Source organism: Sorangium sp. So ce295, from assembly GCF_051527405.1.
GTDB lineage: Bacteria > Myxococcota_A > Polyangia > Polyangiales > Polyangiaceae > Sorangium > Sorangium cellulosum_B.
Genome location: NZ_CP150324.1, coordinates 7,298,527 through 7,316,879, shown reverse-complemented (window position 1 = coordinate 7,316,879; position 18,353 = coordinate 7,298,527). Strand labels below are relative to the sequence as shown.

The following is an 18,353-nucleotide window of genomic DNA, read 5'->3' as shown; positions in this document are numbered from 1 at the left end:
CGTCCGCACGACGCCTGCTCGGCTTCGGCGGTCCTGGCGGCCCCGGCGCGCGCTGGCCGATCCCTCGAATCGATCGGTCATCCGTCGCCAAGGGGCGCGGCGGCGCTGAGGCGAGCATCGCGGCATCACGCGCGCGGCCGGGGGCCATGGGCCCGCGGCGCGCTCCGAGCATTTACGTGTAGGTACACTTATTCGAACAGCCCGAGCGGCGCAACGGTGAGGAGCGCACGAACAGCGGCTGGCACGCGGTGCCAGGCGTGCGTCGGCGCCGCGTGCGGTCGGGCTGCGTGGAGAGGATCTATGGGCGAGTTCTTCGTCGTTCCGTACTGCGTGAAGTTCGAGGACAGCATGGCCTATGGCAGCCATCACTACCTCACGAACTTCCGCTTCCAGTGCATCGCGCGCGAGACGCTCTACTTCGCCGAGGCCGCGGACGGCACGCTCCCGCACGAGGAGGATCGCGCCGCGATCCGGCTGCTCACCACCGAGGGGTACAGCCGGAACCTCGCGCCGGTGCGCGTGGGCGAGCGCGTCGCGATCTTCATGAGCCTCGGCGGCGTGACGCGCTCGAGCGCGTACGGCTACTTCCGCACGGTCCGCTTCGACGGCGAGCCCGTGGCGTGCGGCTACCAGCGCATCGTCGCCGTCGCCTCGGCGAGCGACGAGCTCGCGCCGCTGCCCAGGTCGGTGACGGCGCACGTCGGGGCCCTCGATGAGCCCGTTTCGCACCAGCGCTTCGTCGAGCTCTGCCTGCGCGGCGGCTCCGCGCTGCGCGAGCTCTTCCCCGAGCGCCTGCTCCGGCACGCCGCCGAGGTCGCGCGGGGGCCGCTCCACGAGGCGCGCCCGCACAGGGCGCGGTGGGGCGCGGACGCCGCGGCGGGCGGGGAGGCCGCGCAGGGGCGCTCCGGGGAGGCCGCGCGGGAGGGCGGCGGCGTCGCCGGCAAGATCGCGCTGCTCCTGCCGGGCCAGGGCTCGTTCGACCTCCGGCTCCTGCGAGCGCTCCACGCGCGCTTTGACGCCGCGCGCGAGGCCGTGGCCGCGGCCGAGCCCGCGGCGCGCGAGCTGCTCGGCGCCTCGCTCGCGGCGCTCGTGACCGCGGGCGAGGCGGAGGCGCGGGCCGCCCTGGAGGCGTGCGTCGATCTCGATCAGCTCGGGATCCTCGTCCAGGGCCACGTCGCCGTCGCGCTGCTCCGGTCCGCAGGGCTCGAGCCGGACGTCGTGGCGGGGCACAGCCTCGGGGAGATCGCCGCGCTGGCCGCGGGCGGCGCGTTTCCCCTCGCGACGGCCGCCGAGGTCGTGTGCCGCCGGGTGCTCGCCCTCCGCGGCGCGCCGCCCGGCCGCATGCTCGCCGCCCACACCGGCGCGGAGCGCCTGCGCGACGAGGTGCATGCGCTCGGCCGGGACGACGTGTTCGTCGCGGTGGTGAACGCGGCCGATCAGGCGGTCGCGTCGGGCACGGCGGACGGCATCGCGGCGCTCGAGCGGCGGCTCACCGGCGCCGGCGTTCGCGCGACGGTGCTCGCGAGCCGCTACGCCTTCCACTCGCCGCTGCTCGCGCCGGCGGTCGGTCCGTTCGCGAGCGCCCTCGCGCGCGCCGGCGCGGCGCGGCCCGCGCTGGCCACGTACTCGCCGATCGATCGCGTCCACTACGGCGACGGCCCGCTCGCGCCCGCGCGCCTGCTCCCGATGCACCTCGTGACGCCGCTCGACTTCGAGGCGGCCGTGCGCGACCTCCACGCGGCGGGGGTCCGCACCTTCGTCGAGTGCGGCGGCGGCGGCGCCCTGACAGCGCTCACGCGGCGGAGCGCGCCGCCCGGGCCCGATCTGCGCGTGATCTCGGCGTTCCGCGCCGGGGAGGACGTCGTGGCCGAGCACCGGCGCGTGATCGACGCGCTGCGCGCAGCGGGGCGCGCGCTCACGGCGGTCGCGGCGCTCCCGGAGGAGGAGCCGGACGGCCGGCGCCCGCGCGAGGCCGCGAGCCCTGCAGCCGCCGCGAGCCCCGCCGCAGCCGCGAGCTCCGCGAGCCCCGCCGCCGCCTCCGCTGCGGGTGCGACGCCGATCGCGATCGTGGGCATGGGCGCGGTGCTGCCGGGGGCCGGCGGCGTCGACGCCTACCTCGCGCAGCTGCTCGCGGGCACGTGCGGGATCGCCGACACCGGCGAGCGACACCCGGAGCTCGCGACCGACTTCCTGAACCGCGGCCGCGCCGCCGACAAGACCTACAGCCTGCTGGTCGGCACGGTCGACGCCCTCGGCCCGTACGCCGAGCAGACCGGTTACGACACGCGCGCGCTCGATCGGCTGCCCAAGACGGCCCGCATGCTGGCGTGCGCGCTCGCCGAGGCCCGATCGCACGCGGCCGCGCTCCGCGGCGGCGCGCCCCTGCGGATCGTGTGCCTCCTCGGGTCCACGGCCGACGGCTCGATCGAGCACGACGAGGCCACGCTGCTGCTCGGCGTCGAGCGCGCGCTCGACGGCGCCGCCGCGGGCGAGGCGGCCCGGGCCGCCGTGGTGGACGCGCTGGCGGCCGAGCTCGGGCTCGACGCCGGGCGGCGCGCGGCGTGCCGCGGCCACCTCGAGCCGCTCGCGCGCGTCGTGCGCGACGTGGTGGGGGAGGGCGCGCGCACCGTCCTCGTCGACGCGGCCTGCGCGTCGTCGATGCACGCGGTGCACCTGGGCGCCGCGATGCTTCGCCGCGGCCTCGCCGACGTCGTGATCGCCGGCGGCGCCTACCAGCCCGGCCCGACGAACGCGTGCCAGTTCTCGCAGTTCGGCGGGCTCTCCGCGACCGGCAGCCGCCCCTTCGACGCGTCCGCCGACGGCGTCGTGTTCGGCGAGGGCGCCGCGGTCGTCGTGCTCGAGCGGCTCGACGACGCCCGATCATGGGGCGATCGCGTCGACGCCGTGCTCCTGGGCAGCGGCCTGTCGAGCGACGGCCCGAGCCCGTCCGTCACGGTGCCGCAGCGCCGCGGGCAGGCCCTGGCGATGCGGCGCGCCCACGCGCGGGCCGGCGTCGAGGCGCGGAGCGTCCAGTACGTCGAGGCGCACGCCACGGCGACGCCGGTCGGCGACGCCACCGAGTTCCAGGCGCTCGCCGAGGTGTTCGCGAGCGACGCCGGCGACGCGGGCGCCCCGCGCATCGCCCTGGGCAGCGTCAAGTCGCTGCTCGGCCACACGGGCTGGACCGCGGGCGTCGCGTCGCTCATCAAGGTCGTGCTCGCGATCCGCGAGCGCACGCTCTTCCCGCAGCACGGGTTCCAGGCGCCGAGCGCGCGCATCGATCTGGCGCGCTCGCCGTTCGCCATCCCGACGGTGGCCACCCCCTGGATCGCCGAGGGCGGAGCCCCCCTGCGCGCCGCGCTCGACAGCTTCGGCTTCGGCGGCACCAACGCCCACCTCGTCGTCGAGGAGCACCGCCCCGATCGCCACCCCGCGCGTCCGCGCCCGCGCGACGGCGCCCGCGCCCTGTGCGTCGTCGGGCTCGGGTCCGTGTTCCCTGCCACAGGAGGCGCGACCGCGGGCGCCCCGTCGGACGTCCTCGCGTTCGACGAGGGCGCGCTACGGCTGCCGGCCCGCGCGCCGGTGCTCCCGGACGCCCTCGAGGCGATGGACCCGACGCAGCTGCTCGCGGCGATGGCCGCGGAGGAGGCGCTCGCGGCGCTGCCCGCGCGCGAGCTCTGCGAGCGCATCGGCGTCGTCGTCGGCCACGAGGGCAAGACGCGCCGCGGCGCGCGCGCCAACGAGCGCATCTTCGCCGACCGCGTGGCGCGGGCGCTCCGGGCGCGCGGCGTCAGCCCCGCGCTGGCCTCCGCGACGGCCGACGCCCTCCGCGCGGGATCGCCCGCGACGGGGCCGTACACGCAGCCGGGCAACATGCCCAACGTCATCTCCGGGCGCGTCGCCAACGTCTTCGGCCTGCGCGGGCCGAACTTCGTCGTCGACACCTCGGCGACATCGCTGCTCGACGCGCTCGCGGCCGCCGATCTCGTGCTCGACGAGGACTGCGACGTCGTGCTCGCGGGGGCCGTCAACGCCTTCAGCGACGACGTCGCGCGGGGCACGTCCGCTACCTGTGATCCGCGGCCGGTCGGCGAGGCGGCGCTGCTCGTCGCGCTGTGCACCGAGGACACCGCCGCGCGCCACGCCTGGCCGGTGCTCGCTCGCCTGCACCTCGTCGCCGGCGCGGCGGAGGGCGCCGCCGGCGCGGCGGGGCGCGGCCCCTCGGCCCGCGAGCTCGCGGTCGGCGGATCGAGCGCGCGGCTGCGCGGGGCCGAGGGCGCCGTCGAGCTCCACGCGGCGATCCGCGGCGCGGGCGCGCACGGCGCCGCGCTGGTGCGCTGGCCGTCCGATCCCCGCGCCGTCCAGGTCACGCCCCCCGAGGCCGCGTCGGTCGCGCCGGCGCGAGCGGCCTCGGGCTTCGCGACGGGCACGCCGATCCACGGCTTCGTCCCCGAGATCGCCCCCGCGCCGGCGACGGGGCCATCGGCGCGCGTCCCGTCCCGCGTCCTCTACGTCTGCACCGACGCGGCGCTCGCCACGGAGATGCGGCGCGCCGCCCGCTCCGACGAGGAGCGCGCGCGCGTGCTCGCGCTCGCCATCGAGGAGGCGTCCGGCACGGCGGAGGCCGGGACCCCGCGCGACCTCGCGGCGCCTGGGGCCGAGGCGTCCGGCGGTGCGCCCTCGCTCGACGCCCGCGACGAGGCGCGGCTCGGCGCGTCGTTCGCGGCCCTGGCCCCCGATGATGTCGATGCGGTCGTCGTGCTCACCCGCGCCACGGACGCGCTCGCGTTCGTCGACGGCGCGCCGGGTTCGTACAGGCCGGCGCTGCGCGCGCTGTTCGGCGCTGCGCGCCGCTATTACGGCGCCATCGCGCGCGGCGAGGTGGCCTTCGCCGCCGTCGTCGCCTCCGCCGTGGACCTCCACGGGCGGCTCGCGCCGGTGAGCGGCGCGGTCGGCGGCTTCGTGAAATCCCTGGCGCGCGAGCTCCCGGGCGGCGACGTGCGCGTCGTCCACACCGACGCGCGCGACGTCGCGGCCGCGCTGGGCGCGCTCTCCGAGGAGTGGCGCCACGCCCGGCCCGCCGTGCCCGAGGAGGTGGTCGATCTCGGCGGCGCGCGGCACACCGTGCAGCTCGCCCGCGCATCCGCGAGGCCGCGCGCGCGCGCCGTGCCGCAGCTCGGCGCCGATTCGGTCGTGCTCGTGACGGGCGGCGCGCGCGGCATCACGGCGGAGCTCGTCGAGGGCCTGCTCGACCGCTTCGGCTGCCGCGCCGTGCTCCTCGGCCGCTCGCGGCTGGAGGACGCTCCGGCCCGCGCGCTCGCGATGACCGACGCGGCGTTCGACGCGTACGAGCGGGACTTCTACGCCGAGGCCCTGCGCGAGAGCCCGGGCCTGCGGATGGGCGTCCTGCGCGACCGCTACGCGCGCCTCCGCGCGGCGCGCGAGGTGCACCGGGTCCTCGCCCAGCTGCGCGCCGGGGGCGCCGGTCGCCGCGTCGTCGACTACCACGCCGTCGACGTGACGCGCGGCGAGGACGTCGACCGCGCCGTCGCGGCGGTCGCGGCGGCGTACGGCCGGGTCGATCTGGTCGTGCACGGCGCCGGCATCCAGGTGTCGAGCCGGCTCACGTCGAAGCCGCTCGATCTGTTCGAGCGGATCGTCGACACGAAGCTCGCAGGCCTCTCCCACCTCCGCCGCGCCCTCGCGCGCCACCTGCCCGACGCGCGCCCGCACGTCCACCTCGTCACCTCGGCGTTCAGCGTGCTCGGCAACGACGGTCAGCCGGACTACGGGGCGGCGAACGAGGCGATGAACCGCGCGGCGGCGTACTTCGCCGCCGAGGCCGGCGCGGGCCCGTGGTCGAGCATCGCGTGGCTCGGCTGGAACGGCGTCGGCATGACCGCCGGGTCCGAGTACAGCGCGCTCGGCGCGGCGCGCGGGCTCCGGGGCGTCGAGCCGGAGGAGGGGAGGCAGATCTTCCTCGACCTCGTCGCCGAGCCGCCCGCCGGCGCGGCCCAGGTCCTGCTCAGCGACGGCGAGATCGAGCGCTTCGCTCCGCGCATCGTCGCGGAGGACGCGGCCGCCGCTGCGGACGGTGCGTCCGGGAGCCCGCCCGCGAGCGCGTGGACGCTCGATCCACGCGTCGATCCGTGGCTCTCCGACCACCGGGCGCGCTCGAGCGCCGTCGCGGCCGGGGCGTTCCTCGTCGACCTGGCCGTCCGGCACGCGCTCGCGACGTCGGGCGGCGGGGCGCTCGTCCGCGAGGTGCGCGACGTGCGCTTCCTGGAGTTCCTGCGCCTCGCCGACGACGCGCCGCGCGACGTGCGCGCGGTGACGACCCGCCGCCAGCGGCTCCCAGGCGGCAGCGTCGCGTGCGCCGTCGAGGTGCGCGGCGATTTCGTCCACCGGTCGGGCGTGATCCTCCGCGCTGGCGTGGTCTTCGCGACCTGCGTGGTCGAGCTCGGCCCGATCCACGTCGACCGCGACGGCCTCGCTCCGCGGCACGCCGGGCGGGTCGACGGGCCCCTGGTCCGCGACCCGTACGCGAGCCCTGGCTCGCCGGTCCGGCACGCGGGCTGGTTCGATCACCTCGGCACCTTCGTGCTCGGGCCCGCGCTCAAGGAGGCCCGGTTCCGCCTCACGACCGACGGCGCCCTCGCAGGGCAGCGCGGGGCCGCCACGCCGTTCCTCCTGCTCGACGCGCTCCTGTCGCTGGGCACCCTGCGCCGCGACGAGGCGGGCGCGTTCCCGGTGTGCGCCGCGGGCGGCGTCGACCGGATCCGGTTCGGGACGGCGGCCAACGACCTCGTGCTCCGCGACGCAGGCGTCCCCGTCCGGCTCGTCGCCACGGTCCCGACCGCGGCGGGCGAGCGCGTCCTCGGCGCGTGGGCGCAGGCGCTCGACCCTTCGGGCGGCGTGCTTCTGGAGGTCGAGGGGCTCGAGGGGCGGGTCGTGGGGCACGTGGCCGCGGACGCCCGCCCGGCGGCGCAGGCGACGCTGACGCTGGGGGCGCCGTGACGCCGCCGCTCGCCATCGCGGTCGCGCGGGCGGACGCCGAGGCCGCGGCGCGCCTCGAGCCCTACCTGACGGCCGGCGAGCGCCGCGCGTGCGCCGCGCAGCGCGTCGCGGCCCGGCGGGCGCAGTCCGCGTGCGCGCGCGTCGCGGCGAAGTGGCTGCGCCTCGAGCTCGCCGCCGGCCGCGGCGCGCCGCTGGTCGCGCTGGACGCGGCCTCGCTCGAGGCGCACCCGCGCGCGGACTACCTCGCCTGCGCGGTGACGGGGCCGTCCGGCCGTCGCCCGCGCTTCGAGGACGGCGCGTTCGCGCTGTCGCTCTCGCACGCGGGCGAGCTCGCCGCGGCCGCGGTCACCACGGCGCGCGCGGTCGGCGTCGATGTCGAGCGGGTCGAGGATCGCGCGGCGAGCTTTGCCGACGAGCACTTCACCCCGCGCGAGCGCGAGGGCCTCGCGCGGGGCGCCGCGGCGGGCGCCCCGCGCGCCGCCCTCGAGACGTTGCTCTGGAGCGCCAAGGAGGCGCTCTACAAGACGGGGGCGCTCGCGCTGCCGGCGCGGTTCTCGTTCCAGGACATCGACGTCGCGTTCCCGCCGGGGGGCGCGCGCCTCGCGCAGCCCTCGGTCCGCTCCTTCGCGCTGGGCGCGCGGGGCGGGCAGTTCTTCGGCCGGGCCGTACTGACCGGTGCGTTCGCGCTCGTCGCGGCCGTCCCGGTCCCGCCGGTCGCCGCTCTCGGATGAATGGCACTTACCAAATACGAGGTTTCGACGATGCAATCTCATGATCTCCTCGACCACGTTCGCTCCGTCTTCGTGCGCATGACGCGTTACCCCGACGAGGTCGTCGTCGCCGACGCCGATCTGGAGCAGGACCTCGGCATCGACTCCGTGAAGCGCGGCGAGATCCTCGCGACGCTGCGCGCCGATTTCGGTCTCGCGAACGCCCTCAAGGCGGCGCCCGACGAGCTGCGCACGGTGGCCCGCGTCAGCGAGTTCCTGTCGCGAACGATCGCGGCCAGCGCGGAGGCCGGAGAGCACGCCGATGGCCACGTGGAGACCGGAAACCACGCCAATGGCCATGTCGAGGCTGGAGGGCGCGCCAATGGCCATGTCGAGGCCAGAGCGCACGCCAATGGCCACGTGGAGGCTGGAGGGCGCGCCAATGGCCACGTGGAGGCGGCGAAGCACGCCAATGGTCCTATGGAAGCTGAAGGGCGCGCCAATGGCCCCATGGAGGTCGGAAGGTACGCCAATGGCCATATTGAGGCCGGAAGGCACGCCAATGGCCACGCGGGCGAGGCGCTCCATGTCGTGGTCCAGGCGCTCGCGGACGCGACCCGCCACCCGGTCGATCTGCTCGTCCCCGACGCGCGCCTCGAGGAGGACCTCGGGGTCGACCTCCGCCGCCGCGACGAGCTCCGCGCGCTCCTCTGGCAGCGCGGCGCCCAGCCGGGCGTGCTCGAGGTGGCGCTCGACGAGGCCCGCACGGTCGGCGATCTCGCGCGCCTCGTCGAGTCCGCGCCGCCCGCGCAGGTCACCGCGGCGCGCGCCCCCGCGGCCCCCGCGGCGCAGCGGGCGCTCCCTGCCCCCGGGGTGGCGCTCGCGGGCAAGACGGTCCTCGTGACCGGATCGAGCCGCGGGCTGGGCCGCGCCATCGCCGAGAAGCTCGGGCGCGCCGGCGCGCGGGTCGTCGTCAACAGCTTCCACTCGCGGGACGACGGCGAGGCGGTCGCCGACGAGATCCGCGGGGCCGGCGGCGACGCGGTGCACGTCTGGGGCTCGGTCGCCAACCCCGCGCACATCGACAGGCTCTTCGACGCGATCGCGCGCGACGTCGGCGAGCTGCACCACTTCGTCAGCAACGCGTCGAACGGCCGCTTCGGCCCCCTCGAGCAGACGACCCCGGAGCACTGGGAGCTGGCCTTCCGCACGAACGTCATCGGCTACCACCTGTGCGCCCTGCGCGCGGCGCGCCTGATGGAGCGCCACGGCGGCGGGCGGATCGTCGCGCTCTCGTCGAACGGCTCGTCGAGGTACCTCGAGCACTTCGGCGCCATGGGCGCCGTGAAGGCCGCGGTGGAGTCGCTCACGCGCGCGCTCGCCGTCGAGCTCGCCCCGCGCAACGTGCAGGTCAACTGCGTCTCCGCCGGGCCGATCTACGGCCACGTGACGAGCAACTACCCGGATCACGAGCGGATCCTCCCGTACTGGGAGTCGCGCACGCCGGGCGGCCGGCTCTGCACCGAGGACGACGTCGCCGAGGCCGTCCTGCTGCTGCTCTCCGACGGGGCGCGGAGGATCAACGGCGCGACGCTCACCGTCGACGGCGGAGGCTCGCTGTGCATCTGACCGCGGCGATGGGCGGCGCCGGGGTGCGCTCGGCGCAGGTCCGCGCGGAACAGCGCACGTCAGCTTCCTTGGAGCTCGCGAAGAAGGAGGAATCATGAGTGCCACGCTCGATCGGCAGCCCCCGGGCCCTGGCCCGCTCGCCAGCCTGCGGTACCTGGCGAATTTCAGGACCGGTGACATGCGTCATTACGAGGACCTCTTCGCGCGTCATGGCGACGTCGTGCGCCTGCGGGCGCCCGGGGCCGAGGACTTCGTCATGGCGTTTCACCCGAACGACATCGCGCACGTCCTTCGCACGAACGCCCGGAACTACCCCAAGGGCAAGCGCTACCACGAGCTCGCGCCCGTTCTGGGCTGGGGCCTCGTGAACAGCGAGGGCGAGCTCTGGCGGCGCCAGCGCAGGCACGTGCAGCCCCAGTTCAACCATGCCAACACGCTCAAGTTCGTCCCCATCATCGTCGACCACATGGAGGCGGTGCTGCGGCGCTGGGACGCCCAGCCGGGCGAGTTCGAGCGGGACATCAACGACGACATGATGGACGTGACGTTCGGTATCGCGGGCGAGGCGTTCTTCGGCGCCGCGCTGGAGGCCCACACGGACACCGTCCGCGAGGCGTTCAAATATGCGCTCTCGATCGCGCTCAAGCGGATGTACTCGCTGGTCAACCCGCCCCTGTCCTGGCCGCTGCCCAGCCACCTGCGCTTCCGCCGGGCCATGGACCGCGTGCACACCGTGATCGACGGCATCATCGACGGCTACCAGCGCGGCGCGGGCGGCGAGGACAACGTGCTCGTCCGCCTCATGAACTCCGTCGACCCCGAGACCGGCGCCAAGATGGACCGCGCGCAGCTGCGGGACGAGATCAAGACCATCCTGATGGTCGGGCACGAGACCTCGAGCGTCACCGCCTCGTGGGCGCTGTACCAGATCGCGCAGCACCCCGAGGTGTGCGCCCGCCTCACCGACGAGATCGATCGCGTCCTCGGCGGCCGGTCTCCGACGGCCAGGGACATCGAGTCGATGCCTTACCTCACCATGGTCTTCAACGAGTGCCTCCGGCTCCTGCCCTCCGTGCCGTTCATCCTCCGCAGCCCGCTGGAGGACGACGTCCTCGGCGGCTACCAGGTCGCCGCGGGGTCGACGGTGGCCATCGTCCCGTGGGTCACGCACCGGCACCCGGAGTTCTGGAGCGATCCGCTGGAGTTCAAGCCCGAGCGCTTCGCGAGCCACCGCCGGAGCGCGGACGACAAGCTCGCCTTCATCCCCTTCGGCGCCGGCCAGCGGATCTGCCTGGGCGAGTTCATGGGGCAGCTCGAGGGCAAGATCATGGTCGCGATGGCGCTGCAGCGTTATCGGCTCCGGCTGGTCCCCGGCTTCGACCCGCGCTGCCGCGGGTTCATCTCGCTGCAGCCGGTGAACGGGATGCGCATGATCCTGAAGCGGCGGGAGCCGTCGAGCGCCGTACGCGCGGCGCCGGCGGGGCGGGAGGAGCCCGCGGCGGCGGAGCCTGAGGTGACGGAGCCCGTGGCGGCCGCCATGAGGTCTCACGGCTGCCCGTTCAGCGCCCGGGCCTGAGGGCCTGGGCTCGGTGCACCTGGCCGGCGGCGCGACCGCCCGGCCTCTCCTCCCGTCTCCTCCCGGGCGGAGCCCCCGCCATCATTTTTTTCTCGGTCCATGTCAGGCCCCGGGGAGCCGCGGCGAAGTAACAGGCAGGCGGACGGCTCGGGATGAACCCCTGAGCGCTGCCTTCTTTCACGGCACTGGCGCCGCCGGCGCGCCGCGCGCTCCGACGGGGAGCGCGCGCGCGCCAGGCGAGAAAGGCATCCCTTCCCATGCGGACCCCCATGCTCACGGTATCTCGATCGATCGTCCTCACCCTGGCGGCGAGCCTCTCGGGCTGCGTCGCGGCCGGCCCTGCCGACGAGCCCGAAGACGAGGCGATCGCTGCGGCCTCTGGCCCGCTCGTCGCGGACAGGGCCAGTCTGCCGACGCCGGCGGCCTACTGGAGCTTCGACACCTGCGCGGCCGGCGCCATCACGCGCGTTCGCGAGGACTCGGGCCGGGGGGCGTTCGGCGTGATGTCCGGCCGCCGCCTTTGCAGCCCCGGATGGTCCCTGTCGGCCGGTGATTTCGACGGGGCAGGGGATCGCGTGGAGATCAGCAGCGAGGGGAGGAGCTACCTCCACTTCCAGGACCGGATCACCGCGGCGGCCTGGGTCAACCCGCGGAGCGTGACGGGCAGCCGCACCATCGTCAACCAGTGGTACGCCGCGGACTCGTTCCTGCTCGGCATCGACAACGGCAAGTACTTCTTCTCCGTGGCCTTCCCCGGCGGAGGCTTCGGCCGGCACGCGAGCGTCCAGGCCCCGGCCGTCGCCAACGCGTGGGCGCACGTCGCCGGCGTGTACGACGGCGCGGCGCTCAAGCTCTACGTCAACGGCGTGCTCCGCGCGTCGACGCCCGCGTCGGGCGCGCTTCAGCAATCGACGCGGCCGATCGTCATCGGCGGACACCCCAGCTGGAACGCCTACAATGGCCTGATCGACGAGGTCCGCCTCTACCAGCAGGCCCTGAGCGACGCGCAGGTGGCGCAGCTCGCGGGGGGCGAGGTCTACCCGGTGAGGGCGTATTATGTCTATCCGAGCGACCAGCCGTATCACCAGGAGTACGTCGACGCGATCAACACGTACCTCGACGAGCTGCGCGGCTGGTACCGCGAGGAGTCGGGCGGCTCGTTCCACCTGGTGGGCTTCGTCCAGCCGGTGCGCTCGTCCCAGAACTACCTGACCATGCGCTGCGGCCCGACGCCGACGAGCGCCTGCCGGAACAACCCGCAGGAGCTCCCGAACTGGCTCAACGCGGTGTCGCAGGCCGTCGGCGGCTTCCCTGCGCGGCAGTCCACGCTGGTCTTCGCGCAGGGCGGCGGCGGCTGGGCGGGCGCCAACCTCCAGGGCGATTACACCGGATTCGCCCTCGTGGGCGACTGGGTGCTCGAGCCCCTCTCCGGCGTGCGGGAGCCGCTCGCGATCCACTGCGGATACGCCACGTGGCAGTGCAACGGCGGCGTGCCGAAGGGGACCGTCGCCCACGAGCTCGGGCACTCGTTCGGCCTGCACCACCCGGACGGCTACACGGGCACGACGATCATGGCGTGGCACGGCGACTATCCGACGACCGACTTCCTCGATCACGAGCAGAAGATCCTCCAGGAGAGCCCGATGCTCTCGTCCGGCGTGTTCGTGCGTGGCGGGCTCTGGCTCGACTTCAACAACGCCGACGTCATGCACTGGGGCACGGCGGTGAGCCTGACCGGCTCGGGCTTCGGGCCCGGCGCGCAGGTCGAGTTCGTGGACGCCACGCACACCGCCCTCGCCAGCCCGACCAGCATCAGCGCGACGAGCCTCACGGTGCAGGTCCCGAGCGGCGTCGGCCCCGGGTACATCCGCGTGCGCAACGGGAGCGGCGCGAGCAACAAGGTGCCGGTGAACTTCCATCCATGAAGGGAGCGGCTCTCGAGGTGACCCCGCCGCGCTGACAAGCAGCGTCATCGCTGGCCACCTCGAGCGACGGCGCCCGCCAACCGTGGCAGGCGCCGTCGCGGTCTCTCGCGGAGCGCCGCTGCGGCGCGGGCCGTCGCTCTTCGCTCCGACGGCCCTGCGCGCGACCTCTCTTCAGCCTCCGATCGTCATTTCTTGTCCAGGGAGCCCCACCCGCCCCACGAGTCCAGCACGTCGGCGCTGAGCTCCTTCGCCGCGGGTTCCTTCGCCGTGGGTTCCTTCGCCGTGGGTTCCTTCGCCGCGCGCTCCTGCGCCTTGCCCTGGGCTGTCCATTGCACGATGACCTCTGCCACACCGCCCACCGGCCCCTTGGGCACGACGTAGACGGCCCTCCCGGTGCCGTCGGGGACCGGACTGAGCTCGGACCTCTCGAGCGGCTCAATTTCCGACCTCAAAGATCGGAACTTCACCGAGACCGTGGGCATCGGGTCCATGTCAGCGAGGACCACGTACAGCTTTTGAGTGCGCAGGACGTATGCCGCGCATGCACCGCACTGAGGGATCGGCGGTCGTCGAGGTCTGTCCCAGACCGGGGGTGGCGGCTGCGGCTGCACAGGGGATGACAGCGCTTGCGCCGCCTGGCCGGTGTCCGCGGCCGACTCGACGGGCGTGGCGTGCATCGACGGACCGCACGCGGCGAGGAGAAGGGTGCTCAGACCGAAAATCGAGCTTCGCATGGTTCGGATCCTCCGTGTCGTTTCCGGGGTCGATCTGTTCTTCTCCGTCGCCTCCCGGCGTCTGACAGATCTCGAGCGTTCTTCGGGGTCGTCAGGGGACCAGCACCCGGAAGCTCGCCCAGTCGCTCGACGGATCCGCCCGCAGCGCCGCGAGGGTCGCCTCGCGCAGCTGCGCGCCCGCCTCTCCTCGCTCGCCGGCGTAGAGCGCGGTCATCACCCGTTCTGCCAGCGCGTCGTCGACCGGGCGCGTCGCCGCGATCACCGAGCGCGCGCCGGCGATGAGCAGCGCCTGGGCCAGGCCGAGCCCGAGCCCCCGCGCCCCGGACGCGGCCTCCGTGCGGGCCGTGTCGCAGCCGGACAGGACCGCCCGCGCGGGCGCTCGGCGCAGCGCCAGGATGTCGCCCACGGCGAGCTCGCTCCCGCCGGAGAGCGCGAGGCTGCTGTCCCAGCCGTCGAGGCCCCCGAAGAAGCCGTGGCCCGCGTAGTGGAAGAGCGCGAGCCCGGGCTCCTCCAGCGCGCCGGCCACCGCGCGGCGCGTGGCGAGCCCCCCCGACAGCCGCTCGACGCGCAGCCCCTTCCCGGTGAGCGCCGCCGCGACCGCGTCCGCCTCGCGCCGCGCGGCCGGCAGATCGCGCCGCGGATCCGCCACGACGAGCGCGCGCTCCAGCGCCTCGCCCGCGCCGGCTCCCTCCGCGGGCTGGGCGCCGCGCTGGGGGAGATCCAGGCCGTAGGTCACCGGAATGCGCGCGACGAGCGGCGCGCCGTCCCAGGGCAGGGCGTGGACGTCGACGCGATCGAGCTCGCCATGGGCGGCGACGCGGAGGCGCGTGGCCGCGCGCAGCTGCGCATCGAACGGCGCGAGCAGCCGCGTGGCCAGCGCCGCGCCGGGGGCGGAGACGTCGAGCGCCGGCAGCCGCCTGGCCGCGACGCCGTCGCGGGTGACGGCGAAGCCGGCCCACCCTTCGCGGATCGGATGGACCACGAGCAGCAGCTCGCCCTCTTCCAGCGCCGGCGCCGCCGCGAGCTCCGCCGCCGCCGGCTCCCCGTGCCGCACCAGGAGCAGCGCCTCGTCGACCAGCGCGCGGATCGACTGCCCGCGCGACGCACGGGCGACCCGGGCCGCCTCGAGCTCGTCCGACGAGAGCCGCCAGTCGTCGCGCCCCTCCTCGTCGAAGGCCGCGCGTGCCTCGTGGTACGCCGCGAGGGCGCTCTCCCAGCGCGCCCGCTCCTCGCCGCCGAGCGCCTCGATGCGGTCGATCCAGCGGAGCGTCGCGAGAGCGCGCGCGCGTGATCGCCGCGCGGCGCGCAGGGCGCGGCGCCGATCGCGCCGGAGCAGGAGGTCGACGAGCAGCCGCGCGCTCTCCTCGAGGCGGCCGAGGTAACCGCCCCGGCCCTGCCCGAGCGGCACGAGCGCGCCGAGGTCGCCCCGCACCTCCTCCGCTTGCTCGTAGGCCACGGCGGCCGCGTCGAGCCGCCCCATCGCCTCGAGCGCCCGCCCGCGGCCGAGGGCCGCGCGGTAGCGGCCCTCCGCCAGGTCGCTCGCCTCCGCGAGCCGCGCGAGCCGGCCGTAGACCTGCAGCGCCCTCGCGGGATCGCCGCTGCCCAGCGCGATGCGCCCCTCGATCTCGAGCCAGTACATCGCCACGCCGGCGTCGGGGTGCGCGTCCGTCCGCCGGGCTTCGTCGAGGCGGGCGCGCGCGGCCTCCGTCTGACCGGCCTCGAGCTTCGCGAGGGCCAGGTTCGTCAGCGTGTTCGCGCGCTGCGCCGGCCTCGGGCACGCGGCCCCGTACAGCTCGAGCGCAGCCGTGAGCGGCGCTTCCGCGTCCGCGAGGGATCGAGGCCGCTCGGCGCGCGCGGGCTGCCCGCTGGACCCGCCGCTCGCCCACGCGATCTGGAGGGCGTTCCAGCCGAGGTCGTTCAGCAGGGAGGCTCGCTCGCACGGGGCCCTCTTGGCGGGGGAGGACGCCTGCACGTCGCGCAGCAGCGCCTGCGCCTCCAGCGGTCGGCCCAGGGTCTGGAGCACGTCGGCGCGCTCCTGGAGCACGTGCAGCCGGTGGTCGCTCAGGCCGAGGCGCTCCGCGCCCGCCGCCGACGCGTCCAGCTGCCGGAGCGCCGCGCGCAGGTCGCCGGCCTCGGACGAGAGCAGCGCCGCGTAGTACGGCTTCACCGCGCGCCCCTCGGGGTGGCTCGCCTCGAGCGGCCCGAGCGCGTCGAGCGCCGCCCGCGCCTCCGCGAACCTGCGCCCGTTGTAGAGGAGCGTGTACGAGAGCGCGAAGCGGTCGAGGAACTCGTCGGAGATCCGCCCCGCCGCCCGGTGCGCCCGGATCGACGCCTCGAAGCCCGCGATCGCCTCCGGGATCCTGCCGCGCGCGAGATCCACGCGCGCGCGCTTGCCGATCGCCAGGGCCTGGACGGCGGGGTCCGCGCCGGACGCCAGCGCGTCGAGCGCCGAGGACGCCGCGTCGAGGTCGCCGCTCCGGCGCAGCGCCTCGGCTTCCTTCAGCCGGGGCGCGTCGATGGCCGGGCGGAGCTCCAGGCGGAACGACGCGCGCCCGCCGCCCCGCTCGGCGGTCACCGAGAGGGCGCGGGCGCCCTCCGGGACGGGGACGCGCGCCAGCACGCCTCCCTGGACGCGCGCCCCATCGAGCGTGGCGAGCGGGGCGTCCGCCGCGACGGCCGCGTCGACGGCGATCGCGACGCGGGCGTCCGCGGGGGCCTTCACCCAGATGCGGAGGGTCCGGTCGTCTGGAAGCGCGCAGGCGGGCCCGGCGTGCACGGCGCTGCAGCCGGCGAACTCCACCTCGAGGGGCGGCGCGGGCGCCGCGGCGGTCGCCGGGGCCACCTCCGCCCCGGCGACCGCCGGGGCCGCGGTCCCCGTCGGGCAGCGCGCGTCGCATCCCGGCGCCAGCGCCGCCGCGCCGAGGATCGCTGCGCCCAGCGCGGGCCGGAGCGCTCGCCAGCGCGTCACGGGTCCCTGGAGGGCGCGGCGGGTCGGGCGGTGGGGAGGGGGGGCGGCGTTGCGCGCGGCAGGAGGAGCACGTTGAATCGTAAGATTCGGAATTTATTATCTTTTTCTTCTTTGGGCGGCCGCGCGTCCGCCAGTCCGGCCGCGCTGTCTGGCAGCGCCGCCGGCCGTCCGATCGCGATCGCGATCTCCCACTCGCCCTCTGGCACGCCGGGGAAGAGCGTCTCGGTGTCGCCTTCGATGCGCGCAGCGCCCTGCTCCGAGAGGTCGGCGTGCACGTCCCAGGGGCGCGCCGCTTCGCCCTGGATCAGGAAGGCGCGCACCGCGACGGGGCCGTCGACCCGGGTTGCGGGCCGCAGGGTGATCTCGAGCCTCGATCCGGGCCCGAGCCGCGCGGTCGCGCCGGCGCCGCTGGAGGCGGAGCGCTCGCGGACCTCGCCGCCGGCGAGCGTCATGGCGTAGGCGGGCACCGGGAGCATGGCCACCGCGCCCGGATCGTCGAGCAGGCCGCGCGGATGGTGCCTGTCGCCCTCCAGCGAGAGCCGCACGACGAGGACCGCCGCGGCGGCCGCCGCCAGGGCCGTCGCCGCGATCCGCCAGGGCGCTCGGCCCGGCTTTCGCGGGAGCGGGAGCACCTGGCCGCCGCGCGCTTCCGCCGCGCGCTGCCCCGGAGGTGGCGGGCCTGCCGCCTCCGCCGCCTCCGCGGCAGCGCCTCCCGTCTCCGCGCCTCGCTCTCCCGCGCTCGCCTGCAGCCCGGCCAGGATCCGGTCTGCGATCCTCGCCCGCGCCTCGCCGTCCAGCGGGCGTGACGCTTCCCACGCCTCGCGGTCCTCCGGGGAGCGCTGCGCGTCGGCCTCCAGCGCATCGCGCTCGCCGGCCTCGAGCGTCCCCAGCGCCCTTGCGGACCAGCGCGGATCGCTCGCCCGGTCCTGCTCGCGCGCGGCGCGCGCCAGCGCCTTCAGCAGATCGTCGTCGTTCATCGTCCCCCTCCCGGGCTCGCCGCGCTCGGCGAGGCGCCGTGCCCTCTTGGCTCTGCCTCGGCCGCGAGCTCCGCGGCGATCTGCCGGACGAGCCGGGCGATGCGGCTCCGCCACGCATACACGGCGTCCGCCGTCATGCCGGTGATGGCGCACGCTTCCTCGGTGGATCGCTCGTCGACGAGCAGCAGGTAGAAGAGGTCCATCCCGCGCTCGCTCAGCCGATCGCGGAGCGTTCGCGCGATCGCCGCGAGCAGCTCCCGCGAGATCGCCGCAGGCTCCGGCGACACGGAGGCGCCGTCCACGCGCTCGAGCGCGTCGTCCTCGGTGGGCTGCTCGGTCCAGGGGTTCCTGCGGCGGCTGCGCAGGATCGAGCACGCCTCGCGCTCGGCCACGAGCCCCACGAAGCTCGCGAGCGGCAGCCCCCGGCCGGCGTCCCACTGGCGCAGCGTGCGCCCGCCGTCCGCGAAGAGCGCGAGGAACACGCTCTGGGTCAGGTCCTCGACCTCCTGCCGGACGTCGCGATGACCCGCGGCCCGCCGGCGGCGGAGCAGCGGCCGCATCACCCGCTCCTGGATGGTGGGTGTCAACAGGTCGACGAGCGCCCTCACCGCGGCCGGCTCCCCCGCCATCGCCCGCGCGATGAGCGCGGCCTCCGGGCCCGGCGGAGCGGCGCCTGGGGATCCCCGCCGCGCGTCCTCGGCGATCGTCCGCGGCTGCGCGGGCAAGGGAGAGCTCGGGGCCATCAGCGCACGGATAGACGCGCTCGATACGCCCGTCAATCGAGCCACGTCTGCGCCGCGCGGGCCGCGCGGGCCGT

General features: G+C 75.7%; 9 protein-coding genes. 5 read left to right on the top strand and 4 right to left on the bottom strand.

Translation table 11 applies throughout. The annotated features are described in order from the left end of the window. Positions 1 to 300 precede the first annotated feature (300 nt). From WMF11_RS27740 to WMF11_RS27720, 5 genes are all read left to right on the top strand, one after another. On the top strand, positions 301 to 7,017 hold the full coding sequence (locus WMF11_RS27740; protein ID WP_437972847.1) for an SDR family NAD(P)-dependent oxidoreductase: 6,717 nt from the start codon (positions 301 to 303) through the stop codon (positions 7,015 to 7,017). Continuing rightward, positions 7,014 to 7,748, top strand: coding sequence for a 4'-phosphopantetheinyl transferase superfamily protein (locus WMF11_RS27735; RefSeq protein ID WP_437972846.1), 735 nt, complete (start codon positions 7,014 to 7,016; stop codon positions 7,746 to 7,748). Before WMF11_RS27740 ends, WMF11_RS27735 begins: the two co-directional genes overlap by 4 nt. A gap of 30 nt (positions 7,749 to 7,778) precedes the next feature. After that, entirely contained in the window at positions 7,779 to 9,356 is a 1,578-nt protein-coding gene (locus WMF11_RS27730) for an SDR family oxidoreductase (protein WP_437972845.1), read from the top strand. 94 nt (positions 9,357 to 9,450) lie between these two features. Further along, positions 9,451 to 10,932 (top strand): cytochrome P450, encoded by a 1,482-nt coding sequence (locus WMF11_RS27725; RefSeq protein WP_437972844.1) that lies wholly within the window; start codon positions 9,451 to 9,453, stop codon positions 10,930 to 10,932. A gap of 257 nt (positions 10,933 to 11,189) precedes the next feature. After that, on the top strand, positions 11,190 to 12,857 hold the full coding sequence (locus WMF11_RS27720; RefSeq protein ID WP_437972843.1) for a LamG-like jellyroll fold domain-containing protein: 1,668 nt from the start codon (positions 11,190 to 11,192) through the stop codon (positions 12,855 to 12,857). A 185-nt stretch (positions 12,858 to 13,042) separates the two neighbouring features. Here the strand turns inward: WMF11_RS27720 and WMF11_RS27715 are convergent, their stop codons facing one another. The 4 genes from WMF11_RS27715 to WMF11_RS27700 all read right to left on the bottom strand — a co-directional run bounded on the left by WMF11_RS27715 (position 13,043) and on the right by WMF11_RS27700 (position 18,279). Then, on the bottom strand, positions 13,043 to 13,309 hold the full coding sequence (locus tag WMF11_RS27715) for a hypothetical protein (protein ID WP_437972842.1): 267 nt from the start codon (positions 13,307 to 13,309) through the stop codon (positions 13,043 to 13,045). Positions 13,310 to 13,682: 373 nt separating this feature from the next. Next, positions 13,683 to 16,559: a CHAT domain-containing protein gene (locus WMF11_RS27710; RefSeq protein ID WP_437972841.1), complete on the bottom strand. Its 2,877-nt coding sequence runs from the start codon at positions 16,557 to 16,559 to the stop codon at positions 13,683 to 13,685. Continuing rightward, positions 16,556 to 17,536: a hypothetical protein gene (locus WMF11_RS27705; protein WP_437972840.1), complete on the bottom strand. Its 981-nt coding sequence runs from the start codon at positions 17,534 to 17,536 to the stop codon at positions 16,556 to 16,558. Before WMF11_RS27705 ends, WMF11_RS27710 begins: the two co-directional genes overlap by 4 nt. Continuing rightward, complete coding sequence (locus WMF11_RS27700; RefSeq protein WP_437972839.1) at positions 17,533 to 18,279, bottom strand: RNA polymerase sigma factor; 747 nt, start codon at positions 18,277 to 18,279, stop codon at positions 17,533 to 17,535. The genes WMF11_RS27705 and WMF11_RS27700 overlap by 4 nt, the downstream gene beginning before the upstream one ends. Positions 18,280 to 18,353 lie beyond the last annotated feature (74 nt).